Origin of the sequence: Paenimyroides tangerinum, from assembly GCF_003865405.1 — a bacterium.
Classification (GTDB): Bacteria; Bacteroidota; Bacteroidia; order Flavobacteriales; family Flavobacteriaceae; genus Flavobacterium; species Flavobacterium tangerinum.
Map to the genome: position 1 here is coordinate 17537 of NZ_RQVQ01000024.1, position 24367 is coordinate 41903.

At 31.5% G+C, this 24367-nt stretch carries 18 protein-coding genes; 8 read left to right on the top strand and 10 right to left on the bottom strand.

Annotation, left to right across the window (positions count from 1 at the left end; translation table 11 throughout):
- Nucleotides 1-58 precede the first annotated feature (58 nt).
- Nucleotides 59-1126, bottom strand: a complete 1068-nt coding sequence (locus EG240_RS11105; protein ID WP_203229312.1) for an endonuclease/exonuclease/phosphatase family protein — start codon at nucleotides 1124-1126, stop codon at nucleotides 59-61.
- A gap of 134 nt (nucleotides 1127-1260) precedes the next feature.
- Here EG240_RS11105 and EG240_RS11110 point away from each other — a divergent pair, with 134 nt between their 5' ends.
- The 4 genes from EG240_RS11110 (at nucleotide 1261) to metG (ending at nucleotide 9922) form a co-directional block, all read left to right on the top strand.
- Entirely contained in the window at nucleotides 1261-4056 is a 2796-nt protein-coding gene (locus tag EG240_RS11110) for a TonB-dependent receptor (RefSeq protein WP_125019463.1), read from the top strand.
- Nucleotides 4057-4077: 21 nt separating this feature from the next.
- On the top strand, nucleotides 4078-5508 hold the full coding sequence (locus EG240_RS11115) for a DUF5689 domain-containing protein (RefSeq protein ID WP_125019464.1): 1431 nt from the start codon (nucleotides 4078-4080) through the stop codon (nucleotides 5506-5508).
- 130 nt (nucleotides 5509-5638) lie between these two features.
- Nucleotides 5639-7540, top strand: a complete 1902-nt coding sequence (locus EG240_RS11120; RefSeq protein ID WP_125019465.1) for a mucoidy inhibitor MuiA family protein — start codon at nucleotides 5639-5641, stop codon at nucleotides 7538-7540.
- Nucleotides 7541-7861: 321 nt separating this feature from the next.
- A complete protein-coding gene (metG, locus tag EG240_RS11125; RefSeq protein ID WP_125019466.1) occupies nucleotides 7862-9922 on the top strand; it encodes a methionine--tRNA ligase in 2061 nt (686 codons plus the stop codon).
- A 51-nt stretch (nucleotides 9923-9973) separates the two neighbouring features.
- Here metG and EG240_RS11130 read toward each other — a convergent pair whose 3' ends face one another.
- The 9 genes from EG240_RS11130 to EG240_RS11170 all read right to left on the bottom strand — a co-directional run bounded on the left by EG240_RS11130 (nucleotide 9974) and on the right by EG240_RS11170 (nucleotide 20117).
- Nucleotides 9974-10816 carry a peptidase associated/transthyretin-like domain-containing protein gene (locus tag EG240_RS11130; RefSeq protein ID WP_125019467.1) on the bottom strand — a complete coding sequence of 281 codons (843 nt, stop codon included), beginning with the start codon at nucleotides 10814-10816 and terminating at the stop codon, nucleotides 9974-9976.
- Nucleotides 10817-10853: 37 nt separating this feature from the next.
- The gene (locus tag EG240_RS11135) at nucleotides 10854-11951 is read right to left on the bottom strand and encodes a DUF2891 domain-containing protein (protein WP_125019468.1); all 1098 of its coding nucleotides are present in this window, start codon (nucleotides 11949-11951) and stop codon (nucleotides 10854-10856) included.
- 113 nt (nucleotides 11952-12064) lie between these two features.
- On the bottom strand, nucleotides 12065-12346 hold the full coding sequence (locus EG240_RS11140; RefSeq protein ID WP_125019469.1) for a F0F1 ATP synthase subunit epsilon: 282 nt from the start codon (nucleotides 12344-12346) through the stop codon (nucleotides 12065-12067).
- Nucleotides 12347-12394: 48 nt separating this feature from the next.
- Nucleotides 12395-13906: a F0F1 ATP synthase subunit beta gene (atpD, locus tag EG240_RS11145; protein WP_125019470.1), complete on the bottom strand. Its 1512-nt coding sequence runs from the start codon at nucleotides 13904-13906 to the stop codon at nucleotides 12395-12397.
- Between the two features lie 308 nt (nucleotides 13907-14214).
- On the bottom strand, nucleotides 14215-15222 hold the full coding sequence (locus EG240_RS11150; RefSeq protein WP_125019471.1) for a hypothetical protein: 1008 nt from the start codon (nucleotides 15220-15222) through the stop codon (nucleotides 14215-14217).
- A gap of 103 nt (nucleotides 15223-15325) precedes the next feature.
- Nucleotides 15326-15529, bottom strand: coding sequence for a hypothetical protein (locus tag EG240_RS11155; RefSeq protein ID WP_125019472.1), 204 nt, complete (start codon nucleotides 15527-15529; stop codon nucleotides 15326-15328).
- 289 nt (nucleotides 15530-15818) lie between these two features.
- Complete coding sequence (gene glmS / locus EG240_RS11160) at nucleotides 15819-17666, bottom strand: glutamine--fructose-6-phosphate transaminase (isomerizing) (protein ID WP_125019473.1); 1848 nt, start codon at nucleotides 17664-17666, stop codon at nucleotides 15819-15821.
- 3 nt (nucleotides 17667-17669) lie between these two features.
- A complete protein-coding gene (locus EG240_RS11165; RefSeq protein ID WP_125019474.1) occupies nucleotides 17670-19298 on the bottom strand; it encodes a DUF4270 domain-containing protein in 1629 nt (542 codons plus the stop codon).
- A gap of 12 nt (nucleotides 19299-19310) precedes the next feature.
- Nucleotides 19311-20117, bottom strand: coding sequence for a glycogen/starch synthase (locus tag EG240_RS11170; RefSeq protein WP_125019475.1), 807 nt, complete (start codon nucleotides 20115-20117; stop codon nucleotides 19311-19313).
- Between the two features lie 107 nt (nucleotides 20118-20224).
- Between EG240_RS11170 and panC the strand changes: the two genes are divergently transcribed.
- From panC to radA, 4 genes are all read left to right on the top strand, one after another.
- Entirely contained in the window at nucleotides 20225-21073 is an 849-nt protein-coding gene (gene panC, locus EG240_RS11175; protein WP_125019476.1) for a pantoate--beta-alanine ligase, read from the top strand.
- Nucleotides 21074-21088: 15 nt separating this feature from the next.
- On the top strand, nucleotides 21089-21439 hold the full coding sequence (panD, locus tag EG240_RS11180) for an aspartate 1-decarboxylase (RefSeq protein WP_125019477.1): 351 nt from the start codon (nucleotides 21089-21091) through the stop codon (nucleotides 21437-21439).
- A gap of 3 nt (nucleotides 21440-21442) precedes the next feature.
- A complete protein-coding gene (locus tag EG240_RS11185) occupies nucleotides 21443-22405 on the top strand; it encodes a lysylphosphatidylglycerol synthase transmembrane domain-containing protein (protein WP_125019478.1) in 963 nt (320 codons plus the stop codon).
- A 456-nt stretch (nucleotides 22406-22861) separates the two neighbouring features.
- A complete protein-coding gene (radA, locus tag EG240_RS11190; RefSeq protein ID WP_125019479.1) occupies nucleotides 22862-24223 on the top strand; it encodes a DNA repair protein RadA in 1362 nt (453 codons plus the stop codon).
- The last annotated feature ends 144 nt before the right edge of the window (nucleotides 24224-24367 follow it).

The window sequence follows — 24367 nt, forward strand, 5'->3', positions numbered from 1 at the left end:
TTTTTTCAATTTTGTGTTAAAATAAAAATCCACCTTAAAAAAGTGGATTTTTGAATATTTAAATTTCTTTAATCAAATAGATATAAACCGGAAAGTGATCGCTATAACCTGGTTCACCACTGGTTTGATTTCTAAGTGGATAACCTTTGTATTGTCCAGATTGTTGAATCAAGAAAGGTTTGTTGAAGATTCTTGCTTTCCATAATCTTAAAGAAGAATAATCTTTTTGAATCAATGGTTCTGTAACAATGATTTGATCAAAAACATCCCACGCATCGCGATAAGCAATCGTACCTAAACCATCTTGTGACATTTTGTACATAGGGTTAAAAATACCTTGAGGCTTAACTTCTTCTTTTGTTCCTTTAGCGTTCAAAACTGTTTTAATAGATTTATTATATGGTCCGTCATTCATGTCACCCATTGTCATTACTTTAGCATTTGGATTAATTTGATATAACGAATCGATAATTTTTTTGTTCAAAGCTGCTGCAGCTTCTCTATTTGGACTACTTTTCTTTTCACCACCAGAACGAGATGGCCAGTGATTTACTATAAAACTAACTTCTTCACCTTCTAAAATTCCAGTTACTAATAATTGATCACGTGTGTAAACTCGTTTTCCTTTTCCATTATTAGCATCTTTATATTTCGAGTCAGATTTGTCATATATATATAAAGGAATACTTGCTTGACTTGTTGGCTTGAATTTATCTTTTTGATAAAGCAATCCTACATCAATTCCACGTCTGTCCGGAGAATCAAAATGTACAATTCCATAGTTACCTTTTGCTAAAGCTGGAGTTTTGATCAAATCTTCTAAAACACCTCTGTTTTCAATTTCACTTACACCAAGAATAGTTGGCATATTTGGATTTTCGTCCGTTCCGATTTGAGAAATAGCAGAACTTAGGTATTCTAATTTCTTTTCATATTTCTGTTTTCCCCAACCTCTAGGTCCGTTTGGTGTAAATTCCGTATCGTAAATTTCTGGATTAGGAATTGTATCGAATAAATTTTCAAGATTGTAAAATGCAACAGTGTGTACTTTGTATTTTTTGTCTTGAGCTGTAATTACGCTGCTTATCAAAAAGGCAAACGCTATAAATAGACATTTTGATTTCATATCCAATATTAAATAATTATAAATTTTTTAGAATCAAGAGGACAAAGTTAATTAATATTATGAAAATATGTACCTTTGCAATGTGTTAAGTTTACTTAAAACTTAAATAATCAGATTATTAATTAATTTATTTTATGAAAAAACTATTCTTTGGTATTTTTCTAATGCTTTTCACCCTAAGTAGCTGGGCGCAAAGCATGTATGAAATCAATGGTAAAGTTGTAGATGAAACAACACAAAAGCCATTACAGAATGTAACCGCTTCATTAGCAAACACAAATCAGAGTGTTACGACTAATGCAAACGGAGAATTCACATTTACTATTCCATCAAATGGAAGTCAACGTTTGGTCTTAACTTTTACCGGTTATCTTACAAAAACGTTACCATTTGAGATTGATGTAGAAAACAGTATTGATTTAGGTACAATCACTTTAGGTGAAGATATCACATCTGAATTACAATTAAGTTTAGTAACCTTAACAGAAAATGATTTAGGAGATGATAATTCAGGTTCTGAAAATACTTCAGGATTATTACAAGCTTCTAGAGATGCATTTCAACAAGTTGCTGCATTCAATTGGGGTCAAGCTCGTTTTAGAATTAGAGGTTTAGATAACGAATATGGAGATACTTTTATCAATGGTATTTCTATGAGTAAAATCTATGATGGTCGTCCTCAATATTCAAACTGGGGTGGATTAAATGATGCAACTCGTAACCAAGAATTTACTACTGGTTCAAATCCATCAGATTATACTTTTGGAGGAATTTTAGGAACTCAAGCAATCAATATGAAAGCTTCTTCTGTTCGTGCTGGAAATCGTTTTTCAGTTTCTGGAACCAATACAAACTACAACTGGAGAACAATGTTTACTCACGGTTCTGGAATGAATAAAAAAGGTTGGGCTTATGCAGTTTCTGCTTCATATAGAGGAGCAAAAGAAGGTTATTTCGAAGGAACTGATTATGATGCAAAATCTATCTATGCTGCAGTTGAGAAAAAAATCAACGATAATCATAGCTTAAACTTTTCTGCAATTTATGCTCAAAATAAAAGAGGAAAAAACTCTCCAAATACACAAGAAGTTATCGATTTAAAAGGGTATGAATACAACTCTTATTGGGGATATCAAGATGGTGAAAAAAGAAATTCTAGATACAAAGAAGTTGAACAACCGCTTTTTATCTTAAGTCATGATTGGAAAATTTCTGAAAAATCTAAATTAAATACAAACGTTGGATACCAGTTTGGGAAAATTGCTAACAGCCGTTTAGATTTCAATGAAGGAAGAAATCCAGACCCAACGTATTACAGAAACTTACCTAGTTTTTATTTAACTAGTTTCAACAACGGTAATTTCGTAGGAAATTCTCCAGATAATTTATTAAGAGCGCAAGAAGCAAAAGACTTATTCCTTGCTGGCGGTCAAATCAACTGGGATGAACTTTATAGACAAAATAGAGAAAATAATGGGCAATCTGCTACAATCTTATATGAAGATGTAACTTATGATAACCAAATTTCAGTTAATTCTAACTTTAATACACAGTTAAGTAAAAATATAATTTTAGAAGCAGGAATCAACTACAGACATTTAAAATCTCAAAACTACCAAGAAGTTGTTGATTTATTAGGTGGTGATTATTATTCAGACAGAGATGTGTTTTTACAAGGTGATGCACAGCAAACAGATTTAGACAATCCAAATAGATTAGTTACAGTTGGAGATAAATTCGGTTATAACTATGATTTAAGAGCTGACGTTGTTGAAGCTTTTGCACAAGCAAAATTCAACTATAGCGAATTAGATTATTATTTAGGAGTTGGTGGTTCTTATTCTTCTTACCAAAGAGATGGAAAATACAGAACTGGAAATTACGCTGATAATTCTAAAGGAAAATCAGAAAATGTAAACTTTGAAAACTACGGTGTAAAAGGAGGTATTACTTACAGAATTACAGGAAGACATATCTTAAATGCTAATGCAGCTTACTTAACTAAAGCTCCAACTTTAAGAAATACGTTCCCTAATGCTCGTATGAATAATTCAGTTGTTAGCAACTTAAAAAGCGAAGCTATTTCTAGTTTTGATGCAAGTTATATCGTAAGAACTCCAAAATTAAAAGGACGTATTACTGGTTTCTATTCACAAATTGCTGACGCAACAGATATCGGATTTTATTTTGCTGAAGGTTTAGGTACTTTAGGTACTGGAGAAGATAAAGTTTCTGGAAACGGTAACGCTTTCGTTTCTGAAGTTGTTTCAGGAATTAACAAAAGAAACATGGGTGTTGAATTAGGATTAGAATATCAATTGACTCCAACAATCAAAGCAACAGCTGCTGCAACTTACGGTCAATATACATATTCAAGCAATCAAAATGTAACTTTGAATATTGATAACACAAGATCAACAGTTGATTTTGGTGAAGCTACAATGAAAAATTACAAACAAGCAGGAATGCCAAACCAAGCTTACTCTTTAGGCATCGAATATAGAGATCCTAAATATTGGTGGATTGGTGCTAATGTGAACTACATAGGTGGAAGTTATGTAGATATTTCTCCATTATTAAGAACTCAAAACTTCTTAATTAACCCAGATGATTCTGACGGATTCCCTTATGCAGATGCTACAGAGGCAAACTTGAAGAAAGTTTTAAAACAAGAGAAATTAAAAGATTTCACATTAGTTAATATTTCAGGAGGTAAATCTTGGAGAGTAAACGGTAACACAATCGGATTCTTTGCAAGTGTAAACAACATTTTTGATGTAGAATATAAAACAGGTGGTTTTGAACAAGGTCGTAATGCAAACTACGGACAAGTAGTTGAAGATATGACAGGAAGCGTTAGAGCATTTGGTCCAAAATATTTCTACGGATACGGAAGAACTTACTTCTTAAACTTATACATCAATTTTTAATACAATAACAATTCATAAATTATGAAATCAAATATTTTAAAAACAGCATTATTCCTAGCATTATCGACAGCTTTATTTTCAAGTTGTGCAAGCGACGATTATGGAGTACCATCAATCGACTGTGTTGATCCAAACATTACAGCAACAAAAACAGTTGCAGATATTAAAAGCATTGCAACCCCTACAGCTACTCAATACACATCAGACGATATCATCGAAGCTGTTGTTGTTTCGAGTGATAAAGGTGGGAATTTTTATAAGAAAATCTATTTAACTTCATTAGACGGTCAAATTGGTTTTAGTTTAGCTATCAACCAAACAGATTTATACTTAGATTACCAACCAGGTAGAAAAGTATTTATCAAATTAAAAGATTTGTATGTACAGATGAGTCACAGTACTTTAGCTATTGGAGCATTATTCAACGGAAATGTTGGACAACTTCCTTTAACTACATACAGAAACAATATCGAGCGTTCATGTAAGACTTTACCAGAAGTAGATTTAGTAAACGAAATGACTTTACAAGATGCATTAAATGATGCAAACTTAGGTAAGTTAATCAAATTAAAAGACGTACAATTTGCTGCTGCTGCAATCGGACAAAACTATTACAATCCAGCAAACGTTTTAGGTGGAGAAACAAATCACATCATCACTAATAATGCTGCTGAAACTACAAAATTAATTTTCAGAACAGGTTCTTTTGCTGAATATGGTTCATTACCAGTTTCTGATAAAAGAGGTACAATTACAGGTATCTTGACTAAATTCAATAACGATTATCAATTTGTTTCTCGTTTCACAACTGACATTAATTTAACAGAACAAAGAGACGGAGAAGTTAATCCAAATCCAGATCCTGTTGATCCAACTGATCCAACTGATCCAACAGCTCCTTCTGAGCCTGGAGCAAATGCAGTAGCTTTATTCGCTGGAAATACTTTTGAAGATTTTCCTGCTTTTGTAGCAAGTTTAAATAGTTTTGGTTTACAAGCTTATGCAACTCAAGGTGCTGCTGGTACTGGTTTCAATGGAGGACGTTCATTACATATCAATACTACTGGTTTAACTTTAACAGGAAATCCTTACGTATTTACAACACTTTACACAGCTACAATACCAGCTAATGCAACAAAAATTTCTTTTTATGTAAAAGGAACTTCAGCAGGAAAATCTTTATCATTAAATCTTTACAATCAAGCAGGACAACACCAGCCTTTTAATGTCGGAGATTTAACTGTAAATAAGTTAATTACACCTTCTGATAGAGATGTTGTAAACAATCAATATGCTGGTACAATTAACACAAACAACCAATGGGTTTTAGTTACTTTAGATATTAGTTCTTTGACTAATTTATCAAATAACGCTAGTCAAAACTATTTCGCTTTAAAAATTGGTGGTGGAACACTTTATGATTTACATTTAGATAATTTTGTTATCGAATAAGCATAAAATTAATATTACAGTTTTTTAAAACTGATTACAAATCCAGAGAGTTTAATGCTTTCTGGATTTTTTGTTTTCTTCATTATTTCAAAATGATTATATTTGATTGATATCCAACTAAATTTTATTTATGAAAAAACTATACTTCAGTTTCATCTTATTAGCTTCCTTAACATTTTACGCTCAAAAGCCAGTTTTCACTCAAGCTAAAATTGAATCCGCTAGAGTTTATACCAATGCAGCTGAGTTAAAACACAAAGCTTCAGTTCAAATTCCGTCTGGAAATTCTGAAATTGTAATCACAAATGTTGCGGATTATTTAATTGAAAATACCGTTCAAATTAAAGTTCCAAAAAACGTAACTGTAATGTCTGTTCAGTTTTCTAATGCCTATTTAGAAGAATACGACAATAAAGCAAATTCTCCTTTATTAAAAACAGTACAAGACAGTTTAACTTTACTAAAATCACAATTAGCAAAAATCGAAAACTTGAGTTCGTCGGATCAAAAAGCAATTGAACTTTTGGATAAGAACCAACAAATATCGAATTCGCAAAATTTTTCTGTAATCGAATTATCGAAATTGGTAGATTATTACAAAACCAAAAGAACCGAATTAAATAATTCACTAGACGCTTTCATTAAGCAAGAAGATGAATTAAATAAAAAAATATCGAATCTTGAAAGTAGATTGTCATTTAATCAAACTACAGTAGAAAATCAGAGCGATGGAAAGTTAATAGTTAACATAACAAGTAGTCAAGCAGGAAATATTCCATTAGAGATTATTTATTTAACAAGCACAGCAAATTGGAAACCAAGTTATGATTTACGAATTGATAAAATCAACGACCCGATTCAAATGCTATATAAAGCACAAGTTATTCAACGAACTGGTGTGGATTGGAAAAACATCAAACTTTCGTTAACAAGCGGTTTAGCAAATGCAAATACACAAGCTCCTGAATTAAATAGTTGGTTTTTAGATTATTATAGAACAGATGTATATGGTGATGTAATAATTGATGCATATAGAACAACAAGTAAATCTAAAAGTATCGCAGGAAAAGATGTTGAAGGAAGACCGAATGCAACTTATGTTCAAACTTTACAGAATCAGGTTCCAGGTGTAGAAATTTCTACTGGAGCCGGACAACCTGGTGCTTCAAACGCTCCTGTTGTTTTACGCGGAGCGGGATCAATTCCTAAAGATGTCGAACCTTTGTATGTTGTTGATGGTGTTCCGATGAATGGAGATAGTTTCAAAAAAATTAATCCAGAAGAAATTATAAATATTGACGTTTTAAGGGATGCTGGCTCAACTTCAATATATGGTAATCGAGGAGTAAACGGAGTTATTGTTGTGACAACTTTGGCAGGAATTAATGAATCAAATATGAATGAATTTACTGAGATGAATGAATCGCAATTGAATTTATCTTTTGATATCGACATTCCTTATACTATCATATCAAACGGAAAAACACATTCAGTTACATTAAAAGAAATAAAAATTCCAGCAACTTATAGTTACATTGCTATTCCAAAATTAGATTTGAATGCCTACTTAGTTGCTAAAATTAATGATTACGGAAATTACAATATTCTTCCAGGCGAAGCTAATGTAATATTTGAAGATTTATTTGTTGGAAAAACGTTCATTAATCCAAATGCAAAAAACAATGAATTACAGTTGAGCTTAGGAAAAGATGCTAATATTGCCATTTCACGAAAATTAGTTTCAGATAAATCAGGAACTAAAATGTTATCGTCTAGAAAAGTACAAGATTTTGTTTATGAGATTTCTGTTCGAAACAATAAAAAAGTACCAATAGAAATAATGCTTGAAGATCAAATTCCAATTAGTAGTAACAACGACATCGAAATAACAGTTACAGAGAAAGATGGGGCAAACATCAATACAGAAACTGGTAAAATGATTTGGAATTTGAATATCAAATCTAATGAAACAAAAAAAGTTAGATTCGGTTATCAAATCAAATCTGCAAAAGAAAAAAATTTAGAAATCTAATTAATTAAAAAAGTTTATGGGAAAAAAAATCTTGGGCATTTTGTTTATAGTTATAGTCAGTTTATCAACTGTAATTACAGTACTTTTTATACCGTCCTCGATTCTTAGTTTCATAAAACACGCTATAGAAAGTGAATCCGCTTATGATCATGGATATCTTTTCGGGAATTTTTTGGGTTTCCTTTTTCTAATTACAATTATAACGCTACTATGGATTTTCGGTTTACGATGGATCAAGAATCCGAAACCATAATTCATACAGATAATAACAAATTTTCTGCTCGATTTTCATTATTTTTGTAGTTTGAAAATAACCGAATTATGATTCAAGATCCTAAAAGATATACCATTACTGCGGCACTTCCGTACACAAATGGACCTATACATATTGGGCATTTAGCAGGAGTTTACGTTCCAGCAGATATTTATGCTCGTTTTTTACGTCAACAAAATAAAGATGTAGCTTTCATTTGTGGTTCTGACGAGCACGGTGTTGCTATTTCTATGAAAGCAAAAAAAGAAGGAATTACGCCACAACAAGTTATTGATAAATACAACAAAATCATCAGCGATTCATTTGCTGAATTTGGAATTTCGTTCGATAACTATTCACGTACTTCAGCTAAAATTCACCACGATACAGCTTCTGAATTTTTCAAGAAATTGTATGACGAAGGTAAATTTATTGAAGAAGTTACAGAGCAATTATACGATGCAGAAGCAGATCAGTTTTTAGCTGATCGTTTTGTTACTGGAACTTGTCCTAAATGTAACAGCGAAGGTGCTTACGGAGATCAGTGCGAAAAATGTGGAACTTCATTAAACGCAACAGATTTAATCAATCCTAAATCTACGATTACAGGTTCAATTCCAGTTTTAAAAGCTACAAAGCATTGGTTTTTACCTTTAGATCAATACGATACTTTTTTACGTGAATGGATTGTTGAAGGTCATAAAAACGATTGGAAACCGAATGTTTACGGACAAGTTAAATCTTGGTTAGATGATGGTTTAAGACCTCGTGCGGTAACTCGCGATTTAGATTGGGGAATTGATGTACCGGTTGAAGGAGCTGAAGGAAAAAAATTATATGTTTGGTTTGATGCGCCTATTGGTTACATCTCATCAACTAAAGAATGGGCAGCTCGCGAAGGTAAAGATTGGGAACCTTATTGGAAAGATCAAGATACCAAATTGGTTCACTTTATCGGAAAAGATAATATCGTTTTCCACTGTATTATTTTCCCAGCGATGTTGAAAGCAGAAGGAAGTTATATTTTACCAGATAATGTTCCAGCAAACGAATTCTTGAATTTAGAAGGAAATAAATTATCGACTTCTAAAAACTGGGCAGTTTGGTTGAATGAATATTTGGTAGATTTCCCAGAAAAACAAGATGTTTTACGTTACGCATTAACTTCAAACGCACCTGAAACTAAAGATAACGACTTTACATGGAAAGATTTCCAAGCAAGAAACAACAACGAGTTGGTTGCTATTTTCGGAAACTTTATCAACCGTGTGGTAGTTTTATCTAACAAATATTATAACGGAGTAATTCCTGAACCAAATGCTTTAACAGAAGTTGATAAACAAACCTTAGCGGAATTAAAAGCATATCCAGCGGTTATTTCAAGTTCTATTGAGCGTTACCGATTCCGTGAAGCGTTAAGCGAACTGATGAATGTAGCACGTTTAGGAAATAAATATTTAGCTGATGAAGAACCTTGGAAGTTAATTAAAACTGATGAAGAACGCGTAAAAACGCAAATGTATGTAGCTTTACAAATTGCTGCAGCTTTATCTACATTAGCAGAGCCTTTTTTACCATTCTCTGCAGCTAAACTTAAAAACATGTTGAATATTTCTGAGCCTATTGCTTGGAGTAAAGTTTCTGAAACTTCGAATCTAATTCCAGCAGGTCACCAAATCGGTCAAGCCGAATTATTATTCGCAAAAATTGAAGATGAAGAAATTCAAAAACAAATAGATAAATTGGAAGCAACGAAAGCAGCAAACGCGGCAGAAGCAAAGCAAGCTGAACCGCAAAAGGAAACAGCTCAGTTTGAAGATTTCGCTAAAATTGATTTACGCGTAGGAACAATCATTGAAGCTGAAAAAATGCCAAAAGCAAACAAGTTATTGGTGTTAAAAGTAGATACAGGAATTGACGTTCGTACGATTGTTTCAGGAATTGCTGAACATTTTACACCAGAAGAAGTTATTGGAAAACAAGTTACTGTTTTAGTAAACTTAGCACCAAGAGCTTTACGTGGCGTAAACAGCGAAGGAATGCTTTTACTTACTGAAACTAAAGAAGGAAAATTGGTATTTGTAAATCCAGATACAGATGGTGTTTACAATGGAGCAACGATTGGATAGTTTTAAAAAATTATATAAAAATCCCAACTGAAATAATCAGTTGGGATTTTTTTAATTGGTAAGTATTACTTCAAATAACAAATCTTTATTAATAGAATTATCTAATATTTCCCATTGACTTCTTTTATAATTAAATTCAAAAATTCCATTATTGTTTTTTGATTCTTCTCTCCAAATTAGCGGAAAGCATCCATTTTCTTTTAAATTATGATCATTTATAATCCATTCTACAGCAATAAAAAATCCTTCTGAAGGAACTTTTATATTGTATTCCTCGAGTTGAATTGATGAAATAGAATATGACTTTCTACCTTTGCCAATTTTATTTGCTTTTCCTGTTTCTACAATTATATCTTCATCATTAATTAATTGATTTGGCTTACCATCTTTACTGTCAAATATTTTTATTTTAAAATTCACATTATCTTTATAACTTGTTGTTAGAATACTCAACTTTTTTAAAAAACAAATTTCTGTGTTTTTATCAAGATTAATTTGCTTAGCAATTAAATATGGTTCAGAATATTTCCCTATATAACCAGAAATTACATTTTCATTATTGACATTCCCAATCTTAATTTCTTTAGTTCCTAGTCGTGGAATGATAATTATTTCCTCTAAAGTTTCTGCCTTATCTTCTAAAAAAATAACAGTGTTTTCTAAATTTGTTTCAATCGTTTCATAACCAATAGATTCAATTATAAAAGTTTCTTTTTTGAATTCTTCAGGAATTACAAAACTTCCATCGCTTTCAGAATTGATTTTGAAAGTTCCTTTATCATTATAAATAGAAGCATAAGCAATTGGATTTTCAGTTGCTTTATCTTTGAGATAAAAGGTTTGTTGCGCTAACGCCGATACAGACAGAAATAAGAAAAATAGGATTGGTTTCATGATTTTAATTTTTAAACATTGAACATTAAACTAAAACCTATTGCGCATCCAAAGCTTGTAAAGCAAAACTTCCCAACCAATGACTTCCCATATAATCGTCATTTGAAATATTCGGAAAAGCCACATTAAAATGTTTCTCTGCTATTGGTTTTAAATGATTCAATTCAGGTAGTTTTTTTGCTATTTGAAACAAACAAGTAGCTCTACTGAAATTTAATCCATCTAAATGAACCAAATGCCCATCAGTTCTGTCTGAAACTTTTCCTACTTCTAAATCAAAATTTTTATCGAACAATTGTGGTAAGAATCCGTTTAACCAAGTTTTATATTCGGCTGTTGGTAAAACTTTACTCATTAACCAAGCTTCTTGCAAACAAGGCGATAGAAAATCGTGACCACTTGGCTCAAAAACAATCGGACAGTTTTTATCATTCATAAAAAGTGCTTTTGCTTTAGATTCAATGGCTTCTTTAAGTTTTGTATTTCCAACCGTTTCAGCATATTCTAAACTCAAAGCCATTCCAAAAGCTGTATTATCGTGTGTTCCGGTTCTAATTGGATAATTTAATTTTGGAAGATATTCTAAATAACGTTCTGTAAAAACCGTTTCCAAAGGTTGTAAGTTTTTGTACCATTGTTGTGCTTTTGGATTATCTTTCCAAGTATAAAGTTCTTCTTGAAGCTTAAAATACCAAGCCCAACCATAGGTTCGTTCAAAAGTTTTGTTATGTGGTTCATCGAAGAATGCTTTTTCTATAGCAACATTTTCTGGAGTAAAAACTCGAGTTAACAACGAATCGATTTGTCCGTTTTTATCCAATTCTGGGAATTGTTTCCAAAGCTTTACAACCGACCAATAGCCGTGTGCTGATGAATGCCAATCGAAACATCCGTAAAAAATGGGCCGCAATTGTTTTGGAGATTTTAGTTCTGCATCAGAAGCTAGAACTTGTCCTAACTTATTCGGATATTCAACTTCCAAACAATGCAAAGGCAGTTCAATTATTTTTTTAGCTTCAGCTAATTCCAACTTTAAATTAGAAGTCGATGAAACTTCAACTCCTTCAATAACTTCCTTATTTTGACAGGCAATAAAAAAACCTGAAATCAATAACACAGAAATAATATTTTTCATAATAGAAAAGTTTTTCTAAAGATAAACAAAATCATAAATATTAAAATAATTGAGATTAAAAAAGCCCCGAATAGAAAATACTATTCGGGGCTTATATTAAGAATTGCTTCTTATTAGTTTGCTAAGATATTAATCTTATTATCTTTTAATTCTAGAGTTCCAAAGTCGATTGGTAAATAGTATGTGTTAGCATCTATTTTCTCGAATTTACTTTCGAATTGTGGAGCAAATGATAAGTTGTTTCCAACGATTTTGATATTTCCTTTAGCTAATAAAGAAACGATCGGCGCGTGGTTTGACAACATTTGAAACTCACCATCTATACCAGGAACAGAAACCGAAGTAACTTCTCCTGTAAATAATGTTGCTTCTGGCGATACTATTTCTAAAATCATAGTTTACAAATTTTACTATTAATCTTGCAAAAGCAAGTTTAAAAGTGATTATACTTCAGCTAACATTTTTTCTCCAGCTTTAATAGTATCTTCGATACTACCTTTTAAGTTGAAGGCTGCTTCTGGTAAGTGATCTAATTCACCATCCATAATCATATTGAAACCTTTGATTGTATCTTTAATATCAACTAATACACCTGGAATACCAGTAAATTGCTCAGCAACGTGGAATGGTTGAGATAAGAAACGTTGTACACGACGAGCTCTTGATACAGATAATTTATCAGCTTCTGATAACTCTTCCATACCTAAAATCGCGATGATATCTTGTAACTCTTTGTATTTTTGTAAAATCATTTTTACTCTTTGAGCACAATCGTAATGTTCAGCACCTAAAACTTCTTTAGATAAGATACGAGAAGTAGAATCTAATGGATCTACCGCTGGATAAATACCTAACTCAGCAATTTTACGAGACAATACTGTTGTTGCATCTAAGTGAGCAAAAGTTGTAGCAGGAGCAGGATCCGTTAAATCATCCGCAGGAACGTAAACCGCCTGAACTGAAGTAATAGAACCAGTTTTTGTAGATGTAATACGCTCTTGCATTGCACCCATCTCAGTTGCTAAAGTTGGTTGGTAACCTACTGCAGAAGGCATACGGCCTAATAATGCAGATACCTCAGAACCAGCTTGAGTAAAACGGAAGATATTATCAACGAAGAATAATACATCTTTACCTTGACCGTCACCAGCACCATCACGGAAATATTCAGCGATAGTTAATCCAGATAAAGCAACACGTGCACGAGCTCCTGGTGGCTCATTCATCTGACCGAATACGAAAGTAGCTTTTGAATCTCTCATACCTGGTTTGTCAACTTTAGTTAAATCCCATCCTCCATTTTCCATAGAGTGCATGAAATCTTCACCATATTTGATAATTCCTGACTCTAACATCTCACGTAATAAATCGTTTCCTTCACGAGTTCTTTCACCAACTCCTGCGAATACAGATAAACCACCGTGACCTTTAGCGATGTTATTCATCAATTCTTGAATCAATACTGTTTTTCCAACACCAGCACCACCGAATAATCCAATTTTACCTCCTTTAGAATAAGGAGCAATTAAATCTACTACTTTGATACCTGTGTATAAAATTTCTGAAGATGTAGATAAATCTTCGAATTTTGGAGCTGGTCTGTGAATTGGCAAACCATTTTCTCCTGTTTTTGGAAGATTCCCTAATCCGTCGATAGCGTCTCCAATTACATTAAATAAACGTCCGAATACGTCTTTACCAATTGGCATTTGTATTGGAGTTCCTAATGCAACAACCTCGTGACCACGGTTTAATCCATCTGTTGAGTCCATAGAAATGGTACGAACAGTGTCTTCTCCAACGTGAGATTGTACTTCTAATACTAATTTAGAACCATCTACTTTAGTGATTTCTAATGAATCGTAAATTTTCGGAAGTTCAGCATTCGTAGTATCAAAAACTACGTCAACAACTGGCCCGATAACTTGTGCAACTTTTCCTGTAACTTTAGACATTGCTTATGTTTTTATTTAACAGCTATTTATCGTTTATGAAAAAACCTCTTTTTTCAGAGTGCAAAGATAATTTTTTTTATCTGAAAAGGAAAGTTTTTTATTGTATAATTTCTGTTTTTTTGATTAATGCGTTCGTTTTATTAATTATATGTTAATAAAAATTACACTTTCTAATCAAACATGAAACTAAATAAACTTTTTTGAATATACAATCGTTAATATTTTGGAGTAATACTTACAATTAAAATAAAGAAGATTTACAAAAAACGATATTAAGAATCTAATTATCAAGAGTAAAAAGCCAACCTTTACCTACACCACCAAAATCCGGAAAACAATTTAAAATCATGATCAAATTCATAATCTCTTTTCTTATCATCCACATAAGTTGAAACAATAAAAAGTTCTTCTCTCATTTTATTTGTTTGATTGATGTCTTTAAAATTTGAATAATCCGTAAATAAATTCAACCGATATACCCCTTTAAAATTTACCGCACCACAATAACTGGGGTAATCATTTCGTTGAGTTCGGAACATATTATCATAAATCAATCCTACATCTCGTGGATAAATATTCCCTTTTTTAACTTCATCTAATAGAATCTTATGATATAACTTATATGAACAATCATTATGCACAAACATTACTAACGACCATTCTTGAGCTAAACCTTTTTCATTTGAATTCATATAAAAAAGATTTTTAGCATCTTTTCTTTGTTCATAAAGATCCAGATGAGGTTTGTTGATTTCTTTAAAAATAGTGCTATCAGAAATACCTAACAAACGTTCCCCTGGGAATCCTTTTGCTAAAGTAAGATATATTAGTTTATCGGTTGTTTTTAAAATATTGATTTGATAATTGTTTTGACTTTTCGTTTTTTGATCTTGAATAGCCATTTTATAAATTTGATCTAAATAATTAAAATTAATTTTAGAGAGATAATTTTTTCGCTTTTCATTATATAAGATTTTCAATTTTTTATCATTTGATAACTGAGGTAAAACTTTTGCAAACAAAGGATAGTTTTTAAGATGTTCTAACTTCAAACCGTATTCAAAAGCCTGTTCGATATATTTTTGATAGGGTTTATCAGAGAAAATCGAGATTTGAGCTGCATTCACTAAATCTTTAACGAAAATATAATCATAAGCCCCAAAAACCTTATCATAATAATAAAGTGCACTATCTGTCTGACTTTGCAAAAAAAATAATTCTTCCGCTTTATTGATATCCTTATGATACTGAATGTAATCTTTTTCTTGAGCAATTGCGGTTAAACTAAAAAAGAAAAAAAATATGATATTTCGCATAGTTGAAATTTAATTTAAAAACTCCACAAAACAGGTTAAAAAAATCACCTCAATTTTATTAAATAAAACTAGCTCATAGTTATTAACAATCTAATTTAAATTTTTACAAAGAAAAGAGAACTACTCCTTTTGGACACATAAAACTATATTTGTGAGTATCAACATCAAAAATCACATAATACATACCATCATATATTTTTCCATCAACAAAACACATGGTTCCATATTCATTTCTTGCAATTTTTTTTAAACCCAAGAAATTTCTAAAACTAGGGTTATCAACTCTAAATAAATTAAATTTTTTCATAAATAAACCATATTTAATTAAAAAAATATTCAATAATTAACTTTTAGCATTATAATTAGAAAATACAAATTTAAGTAAATTAAATTAACAATTTTAATAAATAATAACAATAAATTAAGTTAAAAAAATATATTTAAAAACAAAACAAGATTTCATAAGATAAAACAGATATAAAAAGTAAAAAAGAGATAACCATAAAAAAGAATACAAAGAATTATAGAATTTGAAAAATAAAAAATAGGATTACCTTTTTAAGATAATCCTATTTTTATATATAATTTATTACAATCTATTCAACCGTAACAGATTTAGCTAAATTTCTTGGCTGATCCACATTACATTCTCTCATTACCGCAATATGGTAAGACAATAACTGTAAAGGAATTGTAGCAATAATTGAAGTTAAGGCCTCTGTAGATTCAGGCATTTCGATGATATGGTCAGCTAATGCTTTTACTTGCGTATCACCTTTAGAAACCACAGCAATGATTTTTCCACTACGAGCTTTAATCTCTTGAATATTACTTACTACTTTATCGTAATGATTTTGATTTGGAGCAATTACAATAACTGGCATTTGTTCATCAATCAATGCGATTGGACCGTGTTTCATTTCTGCAGCCGGATATCCTTCTGCGTGGATGTAAGAAATCTCTTTTAATTTTAAAGCACCTTCTAATGCAACTGGATAATTAAATCCTCTTCCTAAATATAAACAGTTTGTTGAATCTTTATAGATCTCAGCAATTTTGATAATGTTTGCATCCTCTTTTAAAGCTTCTTCAACTTTTTCTGGAATCAATTCTAATTCTAATAAATTACGTAAATATTCAGATTTAGACATAGTCCCTTTAGCTTCAGCTAATCTTAACGCGATCAAAGCTAAAACAGTAATTTGTGTTGTAAATGCTTTTGTTGAAGCAACTCCGATTTCCGGTCCAGCATGTGTATATGCACCAGCATGAGTTTCTCTAGAAATAGAAGAACCAACAACATTACAAACACCAAATACGAATGCCCCTTTTTCTTTAGCTAATTTAATAGCTGCTAAAGTGTCTGCAGTTTCTCCAGATTGCGAAATTGCAATAACAACATCGTCTTCATTGATGATTGGGTTTCTATAACGGAATTCAGATGCGTATTCAACTTCAACAGGAATACGAGCAAACTCTTCAATCATATATTCACCAACTAAACCTGCATGCCAAGAAGTTCCACAAGCAACAACAATAATACGTTTTGCATTTGTGAATTTTTGAAGATTATCTTCAATTCCAGCCATTTTGATTAAACCTTTATCAGATAATAATCTACCACGGAATGTATCTTTAATTACAGCCGGTTGTTCGTGAATTTCTTTTAACATGAAATGCTCGTAACCACCTTTTTCGATCTGCTCTAAATTTAACTGTAATTCTTGAACATATGGACTAACCAATTCGTCATCTTTAATTTTACGAATTTTGATTGGTTTATGTAAACGAATAATTGCCATTTCTTCATCTTCCAAATAGATGGCGTTATTTGTATATTCAATAAAAGGAGAAGCATCTGAAGCTACGAAATATTCACCATCACCAACTCCAATTGCTAATGGACTTCCTAAACGAGCCGCAACAATTTCGTTTGGCTTTTTAATATCCATTACACAAATTGCATAAGCACCAATAACTTGGTTTAACGCAACCTGAACAGCTTTTCCTAATTTTAAATTATTTGTCTTTTGAACATCTTCAATTAAATTAACCAATACTTCAGTATCTGTATCCGACTTAAAAGTATAACCTCTTTTGATTAACTCTTGTTTTAATGGTTCGTAGTTTTCGATGATTCCGTTGTGAATAATAACCAATTCACCAGAATTTGAAAAATGGGGATGTGAATTTACGTCATTCGGAACACCGTGAGTTGCCCAACGTGTATGTCCAATTCCCATAGAACCCTTTAAAGTACCTTCAGCTTCAGCTCTTAATTCTAAGTCAGAAACCTTACCTTTTGTTTTACTTGAAATAAATTTTTCACCGTTAAATAATGCTAACCCTGCACTATCATAACCACGGTATTCTAATCTTTTTAATCCTTTAATGATTATTGGATACGCCTCTTTCGCTCCAATGTATCCTACAATTCCACACATGTTTTAATTGGTTTTTTTGGTATAAAATAAATCTAATTTCATTCTAGTGTTTACATCAGAGTGGTTGGGTCCGTGCAAAATAGTTCCAAAAGGCGATGTAACTGAACCTGTTGGTATTTTTGAAATTTTTGTATTGAATGATGTTTTAGGATTCTTCAAAACATTAAATGTACTCAATGAAATGTCATTTGTAACTGCTAAACCAAGCACAACATTTGTTGAATCTTTCTTGATTAAGTTATTAATGTGATTTGTAACTCTAAAACGGTATTTTATTGTATTATTTTCAGATGAAACATCTATAATTCCATTGTATAAATTCTTCACTGGATTCGTTGTTGCATCTGTATTGTAATCAACTATTGTTGTATTGTTTTTGGCATCATAAACAAATAAACGATTAGGTTGCAAATCTGAATTATTAGTTTGTAATGTTCTATCAACATAAACTGTTAAAACAGCTTGATTGATTAACCAATCATTTTCTTTGATTACATCCAATTCATCTGCAACTCCATTCCCATCAGCATCGTTTCCGAAAAGAGAAATTGTAGCAATCGAACCATTATTTCCTTTAATCCACAATGGATTTGAAGCATTTGAAACTAAAGCGTCTTTATAATTTTGTGAATTTACATCTTCAATTAAATTAACTGTAGTTGCATAAGCTTTTGCTTCAGGTGAATATCCGATTTTCAACTTTAAAGTTTTACGCTCACGTGTTGTGTCAGTACTACTTTTGTCTGCTTTATAAACAATAACAAATTCTCCACCAGAAATATTCAATTGTGCCAAAGCATTTTGACTTCCATTTGCTTCAACATTGAAATAAAGTCCTTTAAAATATTCTTTAAGAACATTATTGTTTAATATTGTTTTGTATTTACCATTAGCAAAAAATGCGTTTTGGAAATAATCATTATCCAAATCTAACCAAATACCTGGTTTTTTACGCTCTTTTACTGTTGGATTATTATTAGAATCATTAATGATTTGTCCCTCTTTATCATATTTATAAAGAAGAATTTCTTGATCACTTATTTTGAAATTCGTATTCTGAGAAGTTGAAGTCGAATTATTTAAACGTCCACCAGCAATTCCTTTTTTATTATTATCAAATAAAGATTTATCTGAAGAATAATATTCTTGAGTATCTAAATTATTATTCGGATCAAAATTTCTTAAAAGATATCCGTTCTCAAAAAGATTTAAAGTAAACGTACCGTTACCATAAACATTATTTAACTTGTAAGATGTGTTTCCGTCAGAATCAGTATCTTCAATTGAACTATTATATGGAATATATACATAAACAGAATCGATTACAGGATTGTTACTCACATTTGTAAATTCATTTCCGTTAGTCATTTCTAATTGTGTAACAAAATGTGCCGTTGTTTTTCCGAAAACAGCATCTTCGTAAACACCTAAATTATTCACAATTAAATTTTTTGTACTAACTTCACCTGTATTCACCATTGAAGCGTTAATATTCTGAACCTGATAAGATTCAAAACCAAAACCATCATCTCCAAAAATATCAGATCCAATTTCATTAAAATCGCTATCACATGATTGTGAAAATATAGCGATACTAGCGATTAAAACTCCAATTAACGATTTTCTTTTCATAATTATAATTTCTTATAAAAGTTGGTTTCTATAAAAGTCTGTATATATTTCAGACATTTTCTCTTTCGAAGTGAAAGGTAAGAAAGGTTTCCCTGAAGTTTCTATATAATTTGTTAAATCTGATGTTATGTTTTCTGATGAAATGATAACACCGTCTGAAAAATCAATCGCATTTTTCATGATGTTTTCGAAAGTAGCTTCTTTTAAAATTTCGATATCAATTGCATCAAAACCATCAAAAGCAACTTTTTCGTGCATATTTTCAGACAATTTCTGGTCAAAAGTCTTAGTAAATACAGATGTAACTATTTTTGTATCAGCAAAAATAGTTTCGTTTTTATAATATTTTTTCATGTAAAGCGGCAACAAAGAAGCCAACCAACCTTGCACATGAATAACATCTGGTACCCAATTTAATTTTTTAACCGTTTCAACAACTCCTTTTGTAAAGAAAATAGCACGTTCATCATTATCTTCATACATTACATTTTCTTCGTCAACAAAAGTATGTTTACGTTTAAAATACTCATCATTATCAATGAAATATACTTGGATTCTTTCTTTAGGAATAGAAGCTACCTTGATAATTAGAGGCATATCCATGTCGTTAATTACCAAGTTCATTCCAGATAATCGAATTACTTCGTGTAATTGATGTCTTCTCTCATTAATACTTCCATATCTAGGCATAAAAATTCGAATCTGTCCGCCTAAATCATTAATCATTTTTGGAGTGTCAAACGACATTTGAGAAACCTCGTTTTCTGGTAAATATGGCACTACTTCAGATGATACGTATAATATCCTCTTATCTTTCATTGCGTTTGTATTTAATTATATTCTGTGTAAAAACATACAAAATTACAAAAAATTGTCGATATATTTATCTAAAATACTAATTTTGCATTTCTTATAAAACACATGTGATGTTAGTTTACACTACTCAAATTACACTAAAAGAATACTTAAGCCCTTTAAAAACAGAGGGTAAAACAATTGGATTGGTTCCTACAATGGGTGCAATTCACGAAGGTCATTTATCATTAATGAAGCTTGCATTAGACCAAAATGATGTTGTTGTAGTAAGCATTTTTGTAAATCCTACCCAATTTAACAACGCAAATGACCTTGAAAAATATCCAAGAACTTTAGAAAAAGACGTAAAATTGATTGAAAGTTTATCTGACAAAATCATCATTTTTGCACCTTCTGTTCACGATATTTATGAAGACAATGCTGTTGCAGATGTTTTTAAATACGACGGATTAGAAAATCAAATGGAAGGCGCAAATCGACCAGGTCACTTTAACGGAGTTGGTACGATTGTAAAAAAACTTTTTGAAATTTCTGAAGCAGACAAAGCTTATTTTGGTGAAAAAGATTTTCAGCAATTACAAATTGTTCGAAATATGACTTCTCAATTCAATTTACCAGTTGAAATTATTGGAGTTCCTATCTTTCGTCAAGAAGATGGATTAGCAATGAGTTCTCGTAACGAATTACTTTCTACCGAAGCTAAAAAAGAAGCTACATTGATTTATCAAATTATGCTTCAAGCAAAAGAATTATTCGAAACTAAATCTATCGAAGAAGTCATAGAATTTGTTGAAAATGAATTCAAAAAACACCCTAATTTTGAATTAGAATATTTCGAAATCGCTGATGAACATTCTTTAAATTCTGCTAAAGAAAAATTAAACAATGTTAAATATAGAGGTTTCGTTGTTGCTCTAATTGATAATGTTCGATTAATAGATAATATTTCATTAAATTAATTATAACTTTGCCTTATGCAAGTAGAAGTAGTAAAATCTAAAATCCACCGTGTAAAAGTTACAGGTGCTGATTTAAATTATATTGGAAGCATTACCATTGATATCGCTTTAATGGAGGCTTCAAATATTATCGAGGGTGAAAAAGTTTCTATTGTTAATGTAAACAATGGAGAACGTTTTGAAACGTATGCAATTCCTGGAACTCGTAACAGCGGAGAAATTTGCTTAAACGGACCAGCTGCTCGTAAGGTTCATCAAGGCGATATCGTAATTATCATTTCTTATGGAATTATGGATTTTGAGGTAGCGAAATCTTTCAAACCTTCAATCGTTTTTCCTAATGAAACAGATAACTCATTAACCTAACTTTTGAATCCGAAGGTAAAAAAAATATTAAATATCTTACTCCCACTTTTGTTGGGAGTTTTTTTGGTTTATTACGCTTACAATAAATTCACACCCGAACAATTAGCCGAAATGACTAGTTATTTCAAGGGCGCGAATTACAATTATATACTTTTATCTTCTTTATTTTCTTTAGTTGGATTATTCTCAAGAGCTTACCGCTGGAAATACGGATTAAATTATTTAGGATATAAATCCAATTTTCTAAATAATTTGATGGCAATTTCCATTGGCTATTTAATGAATTTAACCGTTCCGCGTTCTGGCGAAGTTTCACGAGCAGTTGTACTACAGAAATACCAAAAAATTCCTTTTGATAAAGGATTTGGAACCATCATTTCAGAACGATTAATCGATTTGGTTTGTTTGTTGATTTTTGTTTCAATTGCATTTATCCTTCAGTACAACCAACTAAAAGATTTCTTATTAGAAAAAATTCCTTTCGAAAGTTTATTGATTTTATTGACCGTTTTAGTGATTTGTGGAATAGTTGGAATTTACCTTTTATTCTATTCTAAACTTAAGTTTTTCATTTTCATTCGAACTAAAATAAAAGGTTTAGTTGAAGGTGTTTTGAGTATTTACCGAATGCCGAATCGGATTGGATTTTTATTCCACACCGCAATTATTTGGATTTCGTATGTAATAACCTTTTACTTTGGAACTTTAGCTTTACAAGAAACTTCAGATATTTCACTTGGCGTAGTAATGGTTGCTTTCGTTGTTGGAAGTTTAGCTGTTACCTTTACAAACGGAGGTTTTGGAGCTTTTCCGTTGATGATTTCCGAAATTCTTTTAATTTATGGAATTTCCGCAACTGTAGGAACTGCTTTTGGATGGATTCTTTGGACCTCACAAACTGCAATAATTGTTTTAATGGGCGGATTGTCGTTCTTGTTGCTTCCGCTTTTTAATAAAAATAAATAATTTCGTATATTTAGAATCTACTAACCTCTTTTAAATTAAATTAATATGGTAAAGTTTCTAAGAATATTAAATGCTATTTTGTTACTTTCAGGTGGAGCCTTGTTTTTCTATGGTTACAATTTAATTGGGGCTTTTTGTATGATATTAAGTTCCGGTTGTCTTTTAATTAATGAACGGTTAAATCGTAAGAATTCGCAACGCAATGAAAGCTTATAAAACGTTTTTACTTTTATTGTTGTTTATTGCTTCTGTTGGAATGATTTGCTCGATGTTTGTTAGTGAAGAATATTCAAAATGGATAAATAGAGCAGTTTGTTTAATCATTGTTTTTGTAATGTTTATAATTATACAAATGAAGAAAAATAAATAATTTCGTAACTTCACGCTTTAATAATTCTTTAGTCATTAGCAATAAGTTTAACTTACTGCATAATGCCTATTTCTTATAGCGTCAAAATGGCAAAAGTAAAAACTGCATTCTTTTGTTCCTCTTGTGGAACGCAATTTTCAAAATGGTTAGGGCAATGTACGGCTTGTAAACAATGGAACACAATTGTTGAAGAGGTCATTCAAAAAGAAGAAAAAGTAGCTTGGCAAACCAAATCTTCTGTTGGTGTAAAACGCGTTTCAAAACCATTATTGATTAACGAAATTGACAGTTCGCAAGAAGTTCGTTTAAATACGTTAGACGGCGAATTAAATCGAGTTCTTGGTGGTGGATTGGTTCCTGGTTCAATGGTGCTTCTTGGTGGTGAACCTGGAATCGGAAAAAGTACGCTTTTGTTACAATTATCTTTAAAACTACCTTACAAAGTTTTATATGTTTCGGGTGAGGAAAGTCAGAAACAAATTAAAATGCGTGCCGAACGTGTAAATCCAAATAACACCACTTGTTACATTCTTACCGAAACCAATACGCAAAATATTTTTAAACAAATAGAAGATATTCAACCCGATGTTTTGATTATCGATTCGATTCAAACCTTACATACCGATTATATTGAGGCTTCAGCAGGTACGATTTCGCAGATTAAAGAAACTACAGCCGAGTTGATTAAATTCGCAAAAGAAACATCAACTCCGGTTATTTTAATCGGACATATTACCAAAGATGGAAACATTGCTGGACCAAAGATTTTGGAACACATGGTGGATACGGTTCTTCAGTTTGAAGGAGATCGAAATCACGTATACCGAATTCTTCGTGCTTTAAAAAACCGTTTTGGTTCAACGGCCGAATTGGGAATTTACGAAATGCAAGGTTCTGGTTTACGAGAAGTTTCAAATCCTTCAGAGATTTTACTTTCGCATCGTCAAGAAGAACTTTCAGGAACCGCGATTGCTTCAACATTAGAAGGAATGCGTCCGTTGATGATTGAAGTTCAAGCTTTGGTAAGTACTGCAGTTTACGGAACGCCTCAACGTAGTTCAACGGGTTACAATCTAAAACGTTTAAATATGATTTTAGCGGTTTTGGAAAAACGTGCTGGTTTCCGTTTGGGAATGAAAGATGTTTTCTTAAACATTACGGGCGGGATTTCAGTTGACGACCCGGCTATCGATTTGGCTGTTGTCGTTTCGATTCTTTCATCAAACGAAGATGATGCCGTTTCTAAAGATTTCTGTTTTGCAGGTGAAGTCGGACTTTCAGGTGAAATTCGTCCTGTAAATCGTGTGGACCAACGTATTCAAGAAGCTGAGAAATTAGGCTTTTCTAAAATATTTATTTCCAAATACAATAAAATCACGTATCAATCCAAACAAATTGAAGTTGTCTTAATTTCAAAAATTGAAGATTTGGTTAGTGCTTTGTTTTAATATCATTATAATTTTCATCTAATGAAATTCGAAACAGATAGACTTATAATCATTCCGTTTGAAAAGGAACACATTCATGGGGTGGATATACTAACTTAGCGTTCAGTTGAAGTTAAGACTAAAATCTTAAATTTGACTCATGAA

Coding starts and splice junctions, on each gene's coding strand:
- atpD (WP_125019470.1), bottom strand. CDS start 13,906: ATGTCTAAAGTTACAGGAAAAGTTGCACAAGTTATCGGGCCAGTTGTT.
- panC (WP_125019476.1), top strand. CDS start 20,225: ATGTTAGTTTACACTACTCAAATTACACTAAAAGAATACTTAAGCCCT.
- EG240_RS11135 (WP_125019468.1), bottom strand. CDS start 11,951: ATGAAAAATATTATTTCTGTGTTATTGATTTCAGGTTTTTTTATTGCC.
- radA (WP_125019479.1), top strand. CDS start 22,862: ATGGCAAAAGTAAAAACTGCATTCTTTTGTTCCTCTTGTGGAACGCAA.
- EG240_RS11105 (WP_203229312.1), bottom strand. CDS start 1,126: ATGAAATCAAAATGTCTATTTATAGCGTTTGCCTTTTTGATAAGCAGC.
- metG (WP_125019466.1), top strand. CDS start 7,862: ATGATTCAAGATCCTAAAAGATATACCATTACTGCGGCACTTCCGTAC.
- EG240_RS11115 (WP_125019464.1), top strand. CDS start 4,078: ATGAAATCAAATATTTTAAAAACAGCATTATTCCTAGCATTATCGACA.
- EG240_RS11165 (WP_125019474.1), bottom strand. CDS start 19,298: ATGAAAAGAAAATCGTTAATTGGAGTTTTAATCGCTAGTATCGCTATA.
- glmS (WP_125019473.1), bottom strand. CDS start 17,666: ATGTGTGGAATTGTAGGATACATTGGAGCGAAAGAGGCGTATCCAATA.
- EG240_RS11140 (WP_125019469.1), bottom strand. CDS start 12,346: ATGATTTTAGAAATAGTATCGCCAGAAGCAACATTATTTACAGGAGAA.
- EG240_RS11155 (WP_125019472.1), bottom strand. CDS start 15,529: ATGAAAAAATTTAATTTATTTAGAGTTGATAACCCTAGTTTTAGAAAT.
- EG240_RS11130 (WP_125019467.1), bottom strand. CDS start 10,816: ATGAAACCAATCCTATTTTTCTTATTTCTGTCTGTATCGGCGTTAGCG.
- EG240_RS11150 (WP_125019471.1), bottom strand. CDS start 15,222: ATGCGAAATATCATATTTTTTTTCTTTTTTAGTTTAACCGCAATTGCT.
- panD (WP_125019477.1), top strand. CDS start 21,089: ATGCAAGTAGAAGTAGTAAAATCTAAAATCCACCGTGTAAAAGTTACA.
- EG240_RS11120 (WP_125019465.1), top strand. CDS start 5,639: ATGAAAAAACTATACTTCAGTTTCATCTTATTAGCTTCCTTAACATTT.
- EG240_RS11110 (WP_125019463.1), top strand. CDS start 1,261: ATGAAAAAACTATTCTTTGGTATTTTTCTAATGCTTTTCACCCTAAGT.
- EG240_RS11170 (WP_125019475.1), bottom strand. CDS start 20,117: ATGAAAGATAAGAGGATATTATACGTATCATCTGAAGTAGTGCCATAT.